We start from the raw sequence: 12916 nt of genomic DNA, 5'->3' as shown, positions 1-12916 counted from the left end.
ACGACGATCAGGCAGTCGCCTTGTCGTCCTTCTTAAGACTTGCAGGCGGCCAGTTGTCGAGGCGCATGCCGAGGGACAGACCACGGGAGGCCAGAACGTCCTTGATTTCAGTCAAGGATTTCTTGCCCAGGTTCGGAGTCTTCAACAGTTCTACTTCAGTGCGCTGAATCAGGTCACCGATGTAGTAAATGTTCTCCGCCTTAAGGCAGTTGGCCGAACGCACGGTCAGTTCCAGATCGTCAACCGGACGAAGCAGGATCGGATCGATCTCGTCTTCCTGTTCGATAACCACTGGCTCGCTGTCACCCTTGAGGTCGACGAATGCAGCCAACTGCTGTTGCAGGATGGTTGCAGCACGACGAATGGCCTCTTCAGGATCCAGGGTACCGTTGGTCTCCAGATCAATAACCAGTTTGTCCAGGTTAGTACGTTGCTCGACACGGGCGTTTTCCACCACGTATGCGATGCGACGTACCGGGCTGAACGAAGAATCCAGCTGCAAGCGACCAATGCTGCGGCTTTCATCTTCATCGCTCTGACGCGAGTCTGCTGGTTCATAACCACGACCACGAGCTACGGTGAGCTTCATGTTCAAGGCGCCGTTAGACGCCAGGTTGGCGATTACGTGATCGGGATTAACGATCTCGACATCATGATCCAGCTGAATATCGGCAGCGGTAACCACCCCCGAACCCTTCTTCGACAAGGTCAGCGTAACTTCGTCACGGCCGTGCAGCTTGATAGCCAGACCTTTAAGGTTCAACAGGATTTCAATTACGTCTTCCTGTACACCTTCGATGGCGCTGTACTCGTGGAGCACACCATCAATCTCGGCCTCGACTACTGCACAGCCTGGCATTGAGGACAACAGGATGCGGCGCAGCGCGTTGCCCAGGGTGTGGCCAAAACCACGCTCGAGAGGCTCGAGTGTGATTTTAGCGCGGGTTGGACTGACAACTTGCACATCAATATGGCGAGGTGTCAGGAACTCATTTACCGAAATCTGCATGGATGCACCTATTTTCTAGCCCTTACTTGGAGTAGAGCTCGACAATCAGGCTTTCGTTGATGTCGGCGGACAGATCACTGCGAGCTGGAACGTTCTTGAAAACGCCCGACTTCTTCTCAGTGTCTACTTCTACCCATTCTACGCGGCCACGTTGGGCACACAGATCGAGAGCTTGGACAATGCGAAGCTGGTTCTTTGCTTTCTCGCGGATAGCGACCACGTCACCAGCACGTACCTGGTAGGACGGAACGTTAACGGTCTGACCGTTTACGCTGATCGACTTGTGCGATACCAACTGACGAGATTCGGCACGAGTAGAACCGAAACCCATACGGTATACGACGTTATCCAGACGGCATTCGAGCAGTTGCAGCAGGTTTTCACCAGTTGCACCTTTCTTGCCAGCAGCTTGTTTGTAGTAGCCGCTGAACTGACGCTCGAGAACGCCGTAGATACGACGGACCTTCTGCTTTTCACGCAGTTGGGTGCCGTAGTCGGATTGGCGACCGCGGCGCTGGCCGTGGATGCCTGGAGCAGCTTCAATATTGCACTTCGATTCGATAGCGCGCACACCACTCTTCAGGAAGAGATCGGTGCCTTCACGACGTGCCAGTTTGCATTTTGGACCAATGTAACGAGCCATTCTTTACAGTCTCCTGGATTACACGCGGCGCTTCTTCGGCGGACGGCACCCGTTGTGCGGGATTGGCGTCACGTCGGTGATGCTGGCGATCTTATAGCCACAGCCGTTCAAAGCACGGACAGCGGACTCACGACCTGGACCTGGGCCCTTAACGTTAACGTCAAGGTTTTTCAGGCCATATTCCAGCGCAGCTTGACCAGCACGTTCAGCAGCTACTTGAGCAGCGAACGGGGTGGACTTGCGAGAACCGCGGAAACCCGAACCACCGGAGGTTGCCCAAGAAAGCGCATTACCCTGACGGTCGGTGATGGTCACGATGGTGTTGTTGAAAGACGCGTGGATGTGGGCGATGCCATCAACCACTGTCTTTTTAATTTTTTTACGAGGACGAGCAGCAGGTTTTGCCATGACTAAATTCCTGTCGATTCGCTGGTGCGATTACTTGCGGATCGGCTTACGCGGACCTTTGCGAGTACGCGCGTTGGTCTTGGTACGCTGACCGCGCACTGGAAGACCACGACGATGGCGCAGACCGCGGTAGCAGCCCAAGTCCATCAAGCGTTTGATTTTCATGTTGACTTCACGACGCAGGTCACCTTCAGTGGTGAACTTCGCCACTTCGCCACGCAGCTGTTCAATCTGCTCGTCGCTCAGATCCTTGATCTTAGCGGCTGGGTTTACACCAGCATCTACACAGATTTTCTGTGCAGTAGTGCGACCAACACCATAGATGTAGGTCAGCGAGATAACAGTGTGCTTGTTATCTGGAATGTTAACGCCTGCAATACGGGCCATTCAGTGGGACTCCAATTGACAGCTACCTACGCCCCGGAAGCCAAGAAATAGGGCGCGAGATAATATCGCTGTAATAACAAATAATCAACCCAGCAGCGCACTAGCTGCTGGGCTTCAAACAGATCACACTCAGCCTTGGCGCTGTTTGTGACGTGGCTCCGCGCTGCAAATTACCCGAACAACACCTTCGCGGCGAATAATCTTGCAGTTACGGCACAGCTTTTTCACCGATGCACGAACTTTCATCACCAACTCCTCTAACCTTATGGGTACTTCAGCGAAGCATTCCGCTGCCGTAGCCCTTCAGGTTGGCTTTCTTCATCAGGGATTCGTACTGGTGCGAAACGAGGTGCGATTGTACTTGCGACATGAAGTCCATAACAACCACAACAACGATCAGCAACGAGGTCCCGCCAAGGTAGAACGGAACGTTGGCCGCAACCACCAGAAACTGGGGCAGCAGACACACGGCCGTCATATAAAGAGCACCGAACAGAGTCAAACGAGTCAAAACGCCATCAATATAGCGCGCCGACTGCTCGCCTGGACGGATACCCGGAATAAAGGCACCGGACTTCTTCAGGTTTTCCGCTACGTCTTTCGGATTGAACATCAACGCCGTATAGAAGAAGCAGAAGAAAATAATCCCTGCACTAAACAGCAGAATATTCAACGGCTGACCAGGAGCGATCGACTGTGAGATGTCCTGCAACCAGCCCATACCTTCAGACTGACCAAACCAGGCACCCAGCGAAGCCGGGAACAGCAAAATGCTGCTCGCGAAAATAGCCGGGATAACGCCGGCCATATTCACTTTCAGCGGCAGGTGGCTTGTCTGAGCAGCAAAGACCTTACGGCCTTGCTGACGCTTAGCGTAGTGAACAGCAATACGACGCTGGCCACGCTCAATGAACACCACAAAACCGATAATCGCTACTGCCAGCAAACCGATAGCAACCAGAGCGAAGATATTGATATCACCCTGACGCGCAGACTCGAACGACTGCCCAATTGCTCTCGGAAGACCGGCGACGATACCCGAAAAAATCAACATCGAGATACCGTTGCCAACTCCACGCTCAGTAATCTGCTCACCCAGCCACATCATGAACATTGCACCAGCCACAAAGGTGGTCACTGCAACGAAATGAAAGCCCAGGTCACCAGTGAACGCTACGCCCTGCCCTGCCAGACCAATGGACATGCCAATAGCCTGGACAAGAGCAAGAGCGACAGTGAGGTAGCGGGTGTACTGGCTAATCTTGCGACGGCCAGCCTCACCTTCCTTCTTCAACTGCTCCAGCTGCGGGCTAACAGCGGACATAAGCTGCATGATGATCGATGCCGAAATATACGGCATGATCCCCAGCGCAAAAATACTCATCCGCTCCAGCGCGCCGCCGGAAAACATGTTGAACAAGCTAAGAATGGTCCCCTCATTCTGTCGAAACAGGTCCGCCAGCCGGTCCGGGTTAATACCAGGAACTGGGATGTGTGCGCCTATCCGATAGACGATGATCGCCAGGAATAGAAAACGCAGACGAGCCCAGAGCTCGGACAACCCGCCTTTGCTGAGCGCTGAGAGAGCACCTTGCTTAGCCATTTATTCCTCGAACTTGCCGCCAGCTGCTTCGATAGCCGCACGCGCACCTTTGGTGGCTGCGATACCTTTGATGGTGACAGCGCGAGTCACTTCACCGGACAACATGATTTTCACACGTTGTACGTTGACATTGATCACGTTGGCATCCTTCAGAGTCTGCACAGTTACGATGTCGCCTTCCACTTTAGCCAGCTCGGACAAACGCACTTCTGCGCGATCCATGGCTTTCAGGGAAACGAAACCGAACTTAGGCAGACGGCGATGCAACGGCTGTTGGCCGCCTTCAAAGCCTGGAGCAATGGTGCCACCGGAGCGGGAAGTCTGACCTTTGTGACCACGGCCACCAGTCTTACCCAAACCACTACCGATACCACGGCCCGGACGATGCTTTTCGCGACGGGAACCCGGCGCTGGACTCAGATCATTGAGTTTCATCGATTAACCCTCTACACGCAGCATGTAGTAAGCCTTGTTGATCATCCCGCGATTCTCGGGAGTATCAAGTACTTCTACAGTGTGACCGATGCGACGCAGACCCAGACCTTTAACGCACAATTTGTGGTTAGGGATACGGCCGGTCATGCTTTTGATCAGCGTTACTTTAACGGTAGCCATGATCAGAAGATCTCCTTAACGCTTTTGCCACGCTTGGCGGCAATAGATTCAGGAGACTGCATAGCTTTCAAACCTTTAAAAGTGGCGTGAACCACGTTTACAGGGTTAGTCGAGCCGTAGCACTTAGCCAGTACGTTCTGAACGCCAGCAACTTCGAGGACAGCACGCATTGCGCCGCCAGCGATGATACCAGTACCTTCAGAAGCAGGCTGCATGTACACCTTCGAAGCGCCATGAGCAGACTTCATTGCGTACTGCAGAGTGGTGCCGTTCAGATCAACCTGGATCATGTTGCGGCGAGCAGCTTCCATTGCCTTCTGGATCGCAGCAGGCACTTCACGTGACTTGCCACGGCCGAAGCCAACACGCCCTTTACCATCACCAACCACGGTCAACGCGGTGAAAGTGAAGATACGGCCGCCTTTAACGGTTTTGGCTACGCGGTTAACTTGAACCAGCTTCTCAATGTAGCCTTCGTCGCGCTTTTGGTCGTTATTTGACATAACTTAGAACTCCAGCCCAGCTTCACGAGCAGCCTCAGCCAGCGCTTTAACGCGGCCGTGGTACTTGAAGCCAGAGCGGTCGAAAGCCACCTGCGAGACGCCAGCGGCTTTTGCACGCGTAGCGACCAGCTGGCCAACCTTTGTGGCCGCGTCGATGTTGCCAGTGGCAGCATCACGCAGTTCTTTGTCCAAAGTCGAGGCGCTTGCCAGGACTTTGCTGCCGTCGGCCGAGATGACCTGGGCATAGATGTGCTGCGAAGAGCGGAACACGCAGAGACGCACGACTTCTAATTCGTGCATTTTCAGACGTGCTTTGCGAGCGCGACGCAGTCGAGTAACTTTTTTGTCGGTCATTTGCTAGGCCCTACTTCTTCTTGGCTTCTTTACGGCGGACGACTTCGTCCGCGTAACGCACACCTTTACCTTTGTAAGGTTCTGGCGGACGGAAGTCGCGGATCTCAGCGGCCACTTGACCTACTAGCTGCTTGTCGATGCCCTTGATCAGGATATCGGTTTGGCTAGGGGTCTCAGCGGTGATGCCTTCCGGCAGTTCGTAATCCACTGGGTGCGAGAAGCCAAGAGCCAGGTTCAGCACTGTGCCTTTTGCTTGCGCTTTGTAACCAACACCGACCAGCTGGAGCTTACGCTCGAAGCCTTGGCTTACGCCTTGGACCATGTTGTTTACCAACGCACGAGTGGTACCAGCCATTGCGCGAGTTTGTTGATCGCCATTGCGAGCAGCGAAACGCAGCTCACCAGCTTCTTCAACGATCTCAACGGACGAATGGATGTTCAGTTCTAGAGTGCCCTTGGCACCCTTCACCGAAAGCTGTTGGCCGGCGAATTTTACTTCAACACCAGCTGGCAGCTTAACGGGGTTCTTAGCGACGCGTGACATGCTTATCCCCCCTTAGAACACAGTGCAAAGAACTTCGCCGCCGACACCGGCAGCGCGCGCAGCACGATCCGTCATCACACCTTTGTTGGTGGAGACGATAGACACACCCAGACCGCCACGAACTTTCGGCAGATCTTCGGAGGACTTGTACTGACGCAGGCCTGGACGGCTAACGCGCTTAACTTCTTCGATAACCGGACGGCCTTCGAAGTACTTCAGCTCGATAGACAGCAGTGGTTTGATTTCGCTGCTGATCTGATAATCCGCGATATAACCTTCGTCCTTCAGGACTTTGGCTACAGCTACCTTCAACGTGGAAGATGGCATGCTTACGACGGACTTTTCAGCCATCTGGGCATTACGGATTCGAGTTAGCATGTCCGCTAACGGGTCCTGCATACTCATGGGCTAGACGCTCCTGATACAAAAAGAATTAGCCTTGCGGCTACAACTGTCGCCGAGTGACTCAATGCTTAAAAAGCACGGGCTCAGGCGAGCCGGTCATTCTAGACACACACCAGAAATGAATCAAGCCCCAATAGGGGCTTGATTCATGTTCAAGATCACCGACTGTCAGGATCTCGCGAGCCTGACATCGATAACTTTGCCTGTACGGCTTACCAGCTGGCTTTAACCAGACCTGGTACGTCACCGCGCATTGCTGCTTCACGCAATTTGTTACGACCGAGGCCGAACTTGCGGTAAACACCATGCGGACGACCAGTCAGGCGGCAGCGGTTACGCATGCGCGAGGCGCTTGCGTCACGTGGCTGCTTCTGCAGAGCTACTGTCGCTTCCCAACGCGCTTCTGGACTTGCGTTCAGATCAACGATGATTGCTTTCAGCTCGGCACGCTTCTTGGCGTACTTGGCAACCGTGAGCTGACGCTTCAGCTCGCGGTTTTTCATGCTCATCTTAGCCATGGTCCTACTCCAATCAGTTGCGGAACGGGAATTTGAATGCACGCAGCAATGCGCGACCTTCATCATCCGTCCGAGCAGTGGTGGTCAGGGTAATATCCAGACCGCGGAGTGCATCGATCTTGTCGTAGTCGATTTCCGGGAAGATGATCTGCTCTTTAACGCCCATGCTGTAGTTACCACGACCATCGAAGGACTTGGCATTCAGGCCGCGGAAGTCGCGAACCCGAGGCAGGGAGATCGACAGCAGACGATCCAGGAATTCATACATACGCTCACGGCGCAGAGTTACTTTGACGCCGATCGGCCAGCCTTCGCGAACTTTAAAGCCTGCGATGGACTTGCGAGCGTAAGTCACAACAACTTTTTGACCCGTGATCTTTTCCAAATCAGCTACAGCGTGTTCGATGACTTTTTTGTCGCCGATCGCTTCGCCCAAACCCATGTTCAGGGTGATTTTGGTAACGCGCGGAACTTCCATCACGTTCGAAAGCTTAAGTTCTTCCTTAAGTTTCGGAGCGATTTCCTTCCGGTAAATCTCTTTTAGTCGTGCCATGGTCTTATCTACCTAGCAGTGTTCAAGCATCAACCGCTTTTTGGGTCGACTTGAAGACACGAATTTTTTTGCCTTCTTCTACTTTGAAACCAACGCGGTCAGCCTTGTTGGTTTCGCCGTTGAAAATGGCGACGTTAGAAGCGTGCAATGGCGCTTCTTTTTCGACGATACCGCCTTGTACGCCCGACATCGGGTTAGGCTTGGTATGACGCTTAACCAGGTTCAGACCACCAACAACCAGACGGTTGTCAGCGAGAACCTTAAGCACCTTACCGCGCTTACCTTTGTCTTTGCCGGCGATCACGATGATCTCGTCGTCACGACGAATCTTTTGCATGTCGGATCTCCTTACAGCACTTCTGGGGCGAGCGAGACGATCTTCATGAACTTCTCAGTACGAAGCTCACGGGTCACTGGCCCAAAGATACGGGTGCCGATAGGCTCTTGCTTGTTGTTCAGAAGAACAGCAGCGTTGCCATCAAAGCGGATAATGGAGCCATCTGCACGGCGAACACCGTGACGAGTGCGGACTACTACAGCAGTCATCACTTGGCCTTTTTTCACTTTACCGCGCGGAATTGCTTCCTTGACGGTAACTTTGATGATGTCACCGATACCAGCGTAACGACGATGGGAGCCACCCAGCACCTTGATGCACATAACGCGGCGTGCGCCGCTGTTATCGGCCACATCGAGCATGGATTGAGTCTGAATCATATAATTTCTCCGACCCCTAGTCCTTAGACTTCCACAGCGCGTTCGAGAACATCAACCAGAGCCCAAGACTTAGTCTTGGCCATCGGACGAGTTTCACGAATAGTGACTTTGTCGCCGATGTGGCACTGATTGGTTTCGTCGTGCGCGTGCAGCTTAGTCGAACGCTTAACGTATTTACCGTAGATCGGGTGCTTAACGCGACGCTCAATCAGAACGGTGATGGTTTTGTCCATCTTGTCGCTGACAACACGGCCAGTCAGCGTACGGACAGTTTTTTCGGCTTCAGCCATGATTACTTACCTGCCTGCTGTTTGAGCACAGTCTTCACGCGAGCGATGTCACGCTTAACTTGCGAGAGCAGATGCGACTGCCCCAACTGGCCAGTTGCTTTCTGCATGCGCAGATTGAACTGGTCGCGCAGCAAGCCGAGCAGTTGCTCGTTCAGCTGCTGTGCGGATTTTTCACGAAGTTCATTCGCTTTCATCACATCACCGTCCGTTTAACAAAGGAGGTGGCGAGCGGCAGCTTTGCAGCAGCCAGGGCGAAAGCCTCACGCGCCAGCTCTTCAGAAACACCCTCGATTTCATACAGGACTTTGCCTGGCTGAATCTGGGCAACCCAATATTCCACGTTACCCTTACCTTTACCCATACGAACTTCGAGAGGCTTTTTGGTAACAGGCTTGTCCGGGAATACACGGATCCAGATCTTGCCACCACGTTTTACGTGACGGGTCAGTGCGCGACGCGCTGACTCGATCTGACGAGCGGTGAGACGACCACGAGCAACAGACTTCAGCGCGAACTCGCCGAAGCTGACTTTGCTACCGCGCAATGCCAGGCCACGGTTGTGGCCAGTCATTTGCTTGCGGAACTTCGTACGCTTAGGTTGTAACATTTGGCGTACCCCTTACTTAGCAGCTTTTTTACGAGGCGCTGGTGCTTGCGGTTTCAGTTCTTCTTGGCGACCACCAATTACTTCGCCTTTGAAGATCCAAACCTTTACACCGATCACACCGTAAGTGGTGTGAGCTTCGTAGTTGGCATAGTCGATGTCGGCACGCAGGGTGTGCAATGGCACACGACCTTCGCGATACCATTCAGTACGTGCGATTTCAGCACCGCCGAGACGACCGCTCACTTGGATTTTGATGCCCTTGGCACCAATGCGCATAGCGTTCTGTACAGCGCGCTTCATAGCGCGACGGAACATTACACGACGCTCCAGCTGCTGAGCTACGCTCTGCGCAACCAGCATACCGTCGAGCTCCGGCTTACGGATCTCTTCGATATTGATGTGCACAGGCACACCCATTTGCTTGGTCAGGTCCTGACGCAGTTTCTCAACGTCCTCACCTTTCTTCCCGATAACAATACCTGGACGAGCGGTGTGGATGGTGATGCGTGCAGTTTGGGCCGGACGATGGATATCGATACGGCTTACGGACGCGCTTTTTAGTTTGTCTTGGAGGTATTCACGCACCTTCAGATCAGCGAACAAGTAGTCCGCATAAGTCCGGCCGTCTGCGTACCAGACGGAGGTGTGCTCCTTGACGATTCCCAGGCGAATGCCAATGGGATGTACTTTCTGACCCATCTCTTCGACTCCGTTACTTGTCAGCAACCTTGACAGTGATATGGCAAGACCGCTTGACGATGCGATCAGCGCGGCCTTTGGCACGCGGCATGATGCGCTTCAGCGAACGCCCTTCGTTGACGAAAACGGTGGCGACTTTCAAGTCATCAACGTCTGCGCCTTCGTTATGCTCGGCGTTGGCTACGGCCGACTCCAGCACTTTCTTGATGATCTCGGCGGCTTTCTTGTTGCTGAAAGCCAACAGGTTGAGCGCTTCGCCCACCTTCTTCCCGCGGATCTGGTCGGCGACCAAGCGGGCTTTCTGGGCGGAGATTCGAGCGCCCGACAACTTAGCGGCTACTTCCATCGTTCCTTACCCCTTAACGCTTGGCTTTCTTGTCTGCCACGTGCCCACGATAAGTGCGGGTACCGGCAAACTCGCCTAGTTTATGGCCAACCATGTCTTCGTTCACGAGAACTGGAACATGCAGACGACCGTTATGCACAGCAATGGTCAGACCGACCATTTGTGGCAGGATCATCGAACGACGCGACCAGGTTTTCACCGGCTTGCGATCATTCTTTTCCGCCGCCACTTCGATCTTCTTCAGTAGGTGAAGATCAATAAAAGGACCTTTTTTCAGAGAACGTGGCACTGTCGTATCCCTCTATTTACTTGCGACGACGGACGATCATTTTGTCGGTACGCTTATTACCACGAGTCTTCGCGCCCTTAGTCGGGAAGCCCCATGGCGATACCGGATGACGACCACCAGAGGTACGACCTTCACCACCACCATGTGGGTGGTCAACCGGGTTCATGGCAACACCACGAACGGTTGGGCGAACGCCACGCCAGCGTTTGGCACCAGCTTTACCCAGCGAACGAAGGCTGTGCTCGGAGTTCGAGACTTCACCCAGGGTCGCACGGCATTCAGCCAGAACTTTACGCATCTCACCGGAGCGCAGACGCAGGGTCACATAGACACCTTCACGAGCTACCAGCTGAGCAGAAGCACCAGCGGAGCGAGCGATTTGCGCGCCTTTACCCGGCTTCAATTCGATGCCGTGTACGGTGCTACCAACTGGAATGCTACGCAGCTGCAGCGAGTTACCTGGCTTGATCGGAGCCAAAGCACCCGAGATCAGCTGGTCACCAGCGCTCACGCCTTTAGGGGCGATGATGTAACGGCGTTCGCCGTCTGCGTACAGCATAAGAGCAATGTGAGCAGTACGGTTTGGATCGTATTCAATACGCTCGACAGTGGCAGGAATGCCATCTTTGTCGTTGCGACGGAAGTCGACCATACGGTAATGCTGCTTATGACCACCACCGATGTGACGCGTGGTAATGCGGCCATTGTTGTTACGACCACCAGACTTCGATTTTTTCTCGAGCAGCGGTGCGTGAGGAGCGCCTTTATGCAGCTCCTGGTTGACCACCTTGACCACATGACGGCGGCCAGGGGAAGTCGGTTTGCATTTAACGATTGCCATGATGCACCCCTTCCTTACTCAGCACTGCTGCTGAAATCGAGATCTTGGCCTGGCTGAAGGGAGATTACTGCCTTCTTCCAGTCATTACGCTTGCCCACGCCGCGAGCGGTGCGCTTGCTCTTACCCAGAACATTCAGGGTAGTAACACGCTCAACTTTCACGCTGAACAGGCTTTCGACGGCCTTCTTGATTTCCAGCTTGGTTGCATCAGTAGCAACCTTGAAAACGAACTGGCCTTTCTTGTCTGCCAGAACCGTAGCCTTCTCGGAAACGTGCGGGCCAAGCAGAACTTTAAATACGCGTTCCTGGTTCATCCCAGCAGCTCCTCGAATTTCTTCACGGCCGACACGGTGATCAACACCTTGTCGTATGCGATCAGACTAACTGGATCGGAACCTTGCACGTCACGAACATCAACGTGTGGCAGGTTACGAGCAGCCAGGTACAGGTTCTGATCAACAACTTCAGACACGATCAGGACATCAGTCAGACCCATGCCATTCAGTTTGTTCAGCAGATCTTTGGTTTTCGGCGCTTCAACAGCGAAGTCCTGAACCACGACCAGACGATCAGTACGCACCAGCTCAGCAAGGATGGAACGCATTGCTGCGCGGTACATCTTCTTGTTCAGCTTCTGAGAGTGATCCTGTGGACGAGCTGCGAATGTAGTACCACCGCCACGCCAGATTGGGCTACGGATAGTACCGGCACGAGCACGGCCAGTACCTTTCTGACGCCAAGGGCGCTTACCGCCACCACGAACGTCGGAACGGGTCTTTTGCTGCTTGCTACCTTGACGGCCGCCGGCCATGTAGGCCACGACTGCTTGGTGAACCAGCGTCTCGTTGAACTCGCCGCCAAATGTCAGTTCGGAAACTTCGATCGCTTGAGCGTCATTTACGTTTAATTGCATGTCAGCTTCCCCTTAACCGCGAGCCTTGGCCGCCGGACGTACAACCAGGTTGCCGCCAGTAGCGCCAGGAACAGCACCCTTGACCAACAACAGATTGCGTTCAGCGTCGACGCGCACTACTTCGAGGGACTGCACGGTCACGCGCTCAGCGCCCATATGACCGGACATTTTTTTGCCCTTGAATACACGACCAGGAGTCTGGCACTGGCCAATAGAGCCCGGGACGCGGTGGGAAACGGAGTTACCGTGAGTGTTATCTTGGCCACGGAAATTCCAACGCTTGATCGTACCCTGGAAGCCTTTACCTTTGGACTGACCGGTCACATCGACCATCTGACCTGCGGTGAAGATTTCAGCGTTGATCAGATCGCCTGCCTGGTACTCGCCTTCTTCAAGGCGGAATTCCATTACGGTACGACCAGCTGCAACGTTTGCCTTGGCGAAGTGACCCGCCTGAGCAGCTGTTACGCGCGAAGCGCGACGCTCGCCGACAGTGACTTGCACTGCACGATAGCCATCGGTTTCTTCAGTTTTGAACTGGGTGACGCGATTCGGCTCGATCTCAATGACCGTGACCGGAATGGAGACACCTTCTTCGGTGAAAATACGGGTCATACCGCATTTACGACCGACTACACCAATAGTCATGTTGTAAACCTCATGAGTGTACGG

Annotated in this window: 26 protein-coding genes; all 26 read right to left on the bottom strand. The window is 53.9% G+C overall.

Going from position 1 to position 12916, the window contains the following annotated elements:
- Positions 1-7: 7 nt before the first annotated feature.
- The 26 genes from rpoA to rplC all read right to left on the bottom strand — a co-directional run bounded on the left by rpoA (position 8) and on the right by rplC (position 12892).
- On the bottom strand, positions 8-1009 hold the full coding sequence (gene rpoA / locus HBN68_RS10045) for a DNA-directed RNA polymerase subunit alpha (RefSeq protein WP_003176403.1): 1002 nt from the start codon (positions 1007-1009) through the stop codon (positions 8-10).
- Positions 1010-1031: 22 nt separating this feature from the next.
- The gene (gene rpsD / locus HBN68_RS10040) at positions 1032-1652 is read right to left on the bottom strand and encodes a 30S ribosomal protein S4 (protein ID WP_003444359.1); all 621 of its coding nucleotides are present in this window, start codon (positions 1650-1652) and stop codon (positions 1032-1034) included.
- 18 nt (positions 1653-1670) lie between these two features.
- On the bottom strand, positions 1671-2060 hold the full coding sequence (gene rpsK, locus HBN68_RS10035) for a 30S ribosomal protein S11 (protein ID WP_007924177.1): 390 nt from the start codon (positions 2058-2060) through the stop codon (positions 1671-1673).
- 30 nt (positions 2061-2090) lie between these two features.
- Positions 2091-2447 carry a 30S ribosomal protein S13 gene (gene rpsM / locus HBN68_RS10030; protein WP_047277874.1) on the bottom strand — a complete coding sequence of 119 codons (357 nt, stop codon included), beginning with the start codon at positions 2445-2447 and terminating at the stop codon, positions 2091-2093.
- Between the two features lie 129 nt (positions 2448-2576).
- Entirely contained in the window at positions 2577-2693 is a 117-nt protein-coding gene (gene rpmJ, locus HBN68_RS10025; protein WP_002555468.1) for a 50S ribosomal protein L36, read from the bottom strand.
- Between the two features lie 28 nt (positions 2694-2721).
- On the bottom strand, positions 2722-4050 hold the full coding sequence (gene secY, locus HBN68_RS10020; RefSeq protein WP_003444361.1) for a preprotein translocase subunit SecY: 1329 nt from the start codon (positions 4048-4050) through the stop codon (positions 2722-2724).
- Positions 4051-4485, bottom strand: a complete 435-nt coding sequence (rplO, locus tag HBN68_RS10015; protein WP_047277881.1) for a 50S ribosomal protein L15 — start codon at positions 4483-4485, stop codon at positions 4051-4053.
- Between the two features lie 3 nt (positions 4486-4488).
- Positions 4489-4665 carry a 50S ribosomal protein L30 gene (gene rpmD / locus HBN68_RS10010; protein ID WP_003186033.1) on the bottom strand — a complete coding sequence of 59 codons (177 nt, stop codon included), beginning with the start codon at positions 4663-4665 and terminating at the stop codon, positions 4489-4491.
- Positions 4666-4667: 2 nt separating this feature from the next.
- Positions 4668-5168, bottom strand: coding sequence for a 30S ribosomal protein S5 (gene rpsE / locus HBN68_RS10005; protein ID WP_003186035.1), 501 nt, complete (start codon positions 5166-5168; stop codon positions 4668-4670).
- A gap of 3 nt (positions 5169-5171) precedes the next feature.
- Entirely contained in the window at positions 5172-5522 is a 351-nt protein-coding gene (gene rplR / locus HBN68_RS10000) for a 50S ribosomal protein L18 (RefSeq protein WP_003444364.1), read from the bottom strand.
- A gap of 10 nt (positions 5523-5532) precedes the next feature.
- A complete protein-coding gene (gene rplF / locus HBN68_RS09995; RefSeq protein ID WP_003176412.1) occupies positions 5533-6066 on the bottom strand; it encodes a 50S ribosomal protein L6 in 534 nt (177 codons plus the stop codon).
- 12 nt (positions 6067-6078) lie between these two features.
- Positions 6079-6471: a 30S ribosomal protein S8 gene (rpsH, locus tag HBN68_RS09990; protein ID WP_047277884.1), complete on the bottom strand. Its 393-nt coding sequence runs from the start codon at positions 6469-6471 to the stop codon at positions 6079-6081.
- Positions 6472-6683: 212 nt separating this feature from the next.
- The gene (gene rpsN / locus HBN68_RS09985) at positions 6684-6989 is read right to left on the bottom strand and encodes a 30S ribosomal protein S14 (protein WP_047277885.1); all 306 of its coding nucleotides are present in this window, start codon (positions 6987-6989) and stop codon (positions 6684-6686) included.
- A gap of 13 nt (positions 6990-7002) precedes the next feature.
- Positions 7003-7542: a 50S ribosomal protein L5 gene (rplE, locus tag HBN68_RS09980; RefSeq protein ID WP_003186044.1), complete on the bottom strand. Its 540-nt coding sequence runs from the start codon at positions 7540-7542 to the stop codon at positions 7003-7005.
- Positions 7543-7564: 22 nt separating this feature from the next.
- Positions 7565-7879, bottom strand: coding sequence for a 50S ribosomal protein L24 (gene rplX, locus HBN68_RS09975; RefSeq protein WP_042561341.1), 315 nt, complete (start codon positions 7877-7879; stop codon positions 7565-7567).
- Positions 7880-7890: 11 nt separating this feature from the next.
- The gene (gene rplN, locus HBN68_RS09970; RefSeq protein WP_002555479.1) at positions 7891-8259 is read right to left on the bottom strand and encodes a 50S ribosomal protein L14; all 369 of its coding nucleotides are present in this window, start codon (positions 8257-8259) and stop codon (positions 7891-7893) included.
- A 23-nt stretch (positions 8260-8282) separates the two neighbouring features.
- The gene (gene rpsQ / locus HBN68_RS09965; protein WP_003194644.1) at positions 8283-8549 is read right to left on the bottom strand and encodes a 30S ribosomal protein S17; all 267 of its coding nucleotides are present in this window, start codon (positions 8547-8549) and stop codon (positions 8283-8285) included.
- A 2-nt stretch (positions 8550-8551) separates the two neighbouring features.
- Positions 8552-8743, bottom strand: coding sequence for a 50S ribosomal protein L29 (gene rpmC, locus HBN68_RS09960; RefSeq protein ID WP_003444371.1), 192 nt, complete (start codon positions 8741-8743; stop codon positions 8552-8554).
- A complete protein-coding gene (gene rplP / locus HBN68_RS09955; RefSeq protein ID WP_003186052.1) occupies positions 8743-9156 on the bottom strand; it encodes a 50S ribosomal protein L16 in 414 nt (137 codons plus the stop codon). Before rplP ends, rpmC begins: the two co-directional genes overlap by 1 nt.
- Positions 9157-9168: 12 nt before the next feature.
- Positions 9169-9855, bottom strand: a complete 687-nt coding sequence (gene rpsC / locus HBN68_RS09950; protein WP_003176422.1) for a 30S ribosomal protein S3 — start codon at positions 9853-9855, stop codon at positions 9169-9171.
- A gap of 13 nt (positions 9856-9868) precedes the next feature.
- Positions 9869-10201 carry a 50S ribosomal protein L22 gene (gene rplV, locus HBN68_RS09945; RefSeq protein ID WP_003444373.1) on the bottom strand — a complete coding sequence of 111 codons (333 nt, stop codon included), beginning with the start codon at positions 10199-10201 and terminating at the stop codon, positions 9869-9871.
- A 13-nt stretch (positions 10202-10214) separates the two neighbouring features.
- A complete protein-coding gene (gene rpsS, locus HBN68_RS09940; protein ID WP_003232420.1) occupies positions 10215-10490 on the bottom strand; it encodes a 30S ribosomal protein S19 in 276 nt (91 codons plus the stop codon).
- 16 nt (positions 10491-10506) lie between these two features.
- A complete protein-coding gene (gene rplB / locus HBN68_RS09935; protein WP_047277892.1) occupies positions 10507-11331 on the bottom strand; it encodes a 50S ribosomal protein L2 in 825 nt (274 codons plus the stop codon).
- 14 nt (positions 11332-11345) lie between these two features.
- The gene (rplW, locus tag HBN68_RS09930) at positions 11346-11645 is read right to left on the bottom strand and encodes a 50S ribosomal protein L23 (RefSeq protein ID WP_003444375.1); all 300 of its coding nucleotides are present in this window, start codon (positions 11643-11645) and stop codon (positions 11346-11348) included.
- Positions 11642-12244: a 50S ribosomal protein L4 gene (gene rplD, locus HBN68_RS09925; protein ID WP_047277894.1), complete on the bottom strand. Its 603-nt coding sequence runs from the start codon at positions 12242-12244 to the stop codon at positions 11642-11644. The genes rplW and rplD overlap by 4 nt, the downstream gene beginning before the upstream one ends.
- A gap of 12 nt (positions 12245-12256) precedes the next feature.
- Positions 12257-12892 (bottom strand): 50S ribosomal protein L3, encoded by a 636-nt coding sequence (gene rplC, locus HBN68_RS09920; RefSeq protein ID WP_003444377.1) that lies wholly within the window; start codon positions 12890-12892, stop codon positions 12257-12259.
- Between the last annotated feature and the right edge of the window lie 24 nt (positions 12893-12916).

It is taken from the genome of Pseudomonas sp. WS 5078, from assembly GCF_012985745.1.
Taxonomy (GTDB): domain Bacteria; phylum Pseudomonadota; class Gammaproteobacteria; order Pseudomonadales; family Pseudomonadaceae; genus Aquipseudomonas; species Aquipseudomonas lundensis_A.
The sequence above is the reverse complement of the archived record's forward strand: the minus strand, read 5'-3'. Positions and strand labels throughout refer to the sequence as shown.

Bases quoted from the DNA above. Each gene is read 5' to 3' on its own strand.
- secY (WP_003444361.1), bottom strand. From the start codon at position 4,050: ATGGCTAAGCAAGGTGCTCTCTCAGCGCTCAGCAAAGGCGGGTTGTCC.
- rplN (WP_002555479.1), bottom strand. From the start codon at position 8,259: ATGATTCAGACTCAATCCATGCTCGATGTGGCCGATAACAGCGGCGCA.
- rplD (WP_047277894.1), bottom strand. From the start codon at position 12,244: ATGCAATTAAACGTAAATGACGCTCAAGCGATCGAAGTTTCCGAACTG.
- rpsC (WP_003176422.1), bottom strand. From the start codon at position 9,855: ATGGGTCAGAAAGTACATCCCATTGGCATTCGCCTGGGAATCGTCAAG.
- rpmD (WP_003186033.1), bottom strand. From the start codon at position 4,665: ATGGCTACCGTTAAAGTAACGCTGATCAAAAGCATGACCGGCCGTATC.
- rplX (WP_042561341.1), bottom strand. From the start codon at position 7,879: ATGCAAAAGATTCGTCGTGACGACGAGATCATCGTGATCGCCGGCAAA.
- rpoA (WP_003176403.1), bottom strand. From the start codon at position 1,009: ATGCAGATTTCGGTAAATGAGTTCCTGACACCTCGCCATATTGATGTG.
- rplV (WP_003444373.1), bottom strand. From the start codon at position 10,201: ATGGAAGTAGCCGCTAAGTTGTCGGGCGCTCGAATCTCCGCCCAGAAA.
- rpsQ (WP_003194644.1), bottom strand. From the start codon at position 8,549: ATGGCTGAAGCCGAAAAAACTGTCCGTACGCTGACTGGCCGTGTTGTC.
- rplP (WP_003186052.1), bottom strand. From the start codon at position 9,156: ATGTTACAACCTAAGCGTACGAAGTTCCGCAAGCAAATGACTGGCCAC.
- rpmJ (WP_002555468.1), bottom strand. From the start codon at position 2,693: ATGAAAGTTCGTGCATCGGTGAAAAAGCTGTGCCGTAACTGCAAGATT.
- rplF (WP_003176412.1), bottom strand. From the start codon at position 6,066: ATGTCACGCGTCGCTAAGAACCCCGTTAAGCTGCCAGCTGGTGTTGAA.
- rpsN (WP_047277885.1), bottom strand. From the start codon at position 6,989: ATGGCTAAGATGAGCATGAAAAACCGCGAGCTGAAGCGTCAGCTCACG.
- rplO (WP_047277881.1), bottom strand. From the start codon at position 4,485: ATGAAACTCAATGATCTGAGTCCAGCGCCGGGTTCCCGTCGCGAAAAG.
- rpsH (WP_047277884.1), bottom strand. From the start codon at position 6,471: ATGAGTATGCAGGACCCGTTAGCGGACATGCTAACTCGAATCCGTAAT.
- rplE (WP_003186044.1), bottom strand. From the start codon at position 7,542: ATGGCACGACTAAAAGAGATTTACCGGAAGGAAATCGCTCCGAAACTT.
- rpsK (WP_007924177.1), bottom strand. From the start codon at position 2,060: ATGGCAAAACCTGCTGCTCGTCCTCGTAAAAAAATTAAAAAGACAGTG.
- rplR (WP_003444364.1), bottom strand. From the start codon at position 5,522: ATGACCGACAAAAAAGTTACTCGACTGCGTCGCGCTCGCAAAGCACGT.
- rpsD (WP_003444359.1), bottom strand. From the start codon at position 1,652: ATGGCTCGTTACATTGGTCCAAAATGCAAACTGGCACGTCGTGAAGGC.
- rpmC (WP_003444371.1), bottom strand. From the start codon at position 8,743: ATGAAAGCGAATGAACTTCGTGAAAAATCCGCACAGCAGCTGAACGAG.
- rplW (WP_003444375.1), bottom strand. From the start codon at position 11,645: ATGAACCAGGAACGCGTATTTAAAGTTCTGCTTGGCCCGCACGTTTCC.
- rpsE (WP_003186035.1), bottom strand. From the start codon at position 5,168: ATGTCAAATAACGACCAAAAGCGCGACGAAGGCTACATTGAGAAGCTG.
- rplC (WP_003444377.1), bottom strand. From the start codon at position 12,892: ATGACTATTGGTGTAGTCGGTCGTAAATGCGGTATGACCCGTATTTTC.
- rplB (WP_047277892.1), bottom strand. From the start codon at position 11,331: ATGGCAATCGTTAAATGCAAACCGACTTCCCCTGGCCGCCGTCATGTG.
- rpsM (WP_047277874.1), bottom strand. From the start codon at position 2,447: ATGGCCCGTATTGCAGGCGTTAACATTCCAGATAACAAGCACACTGTT.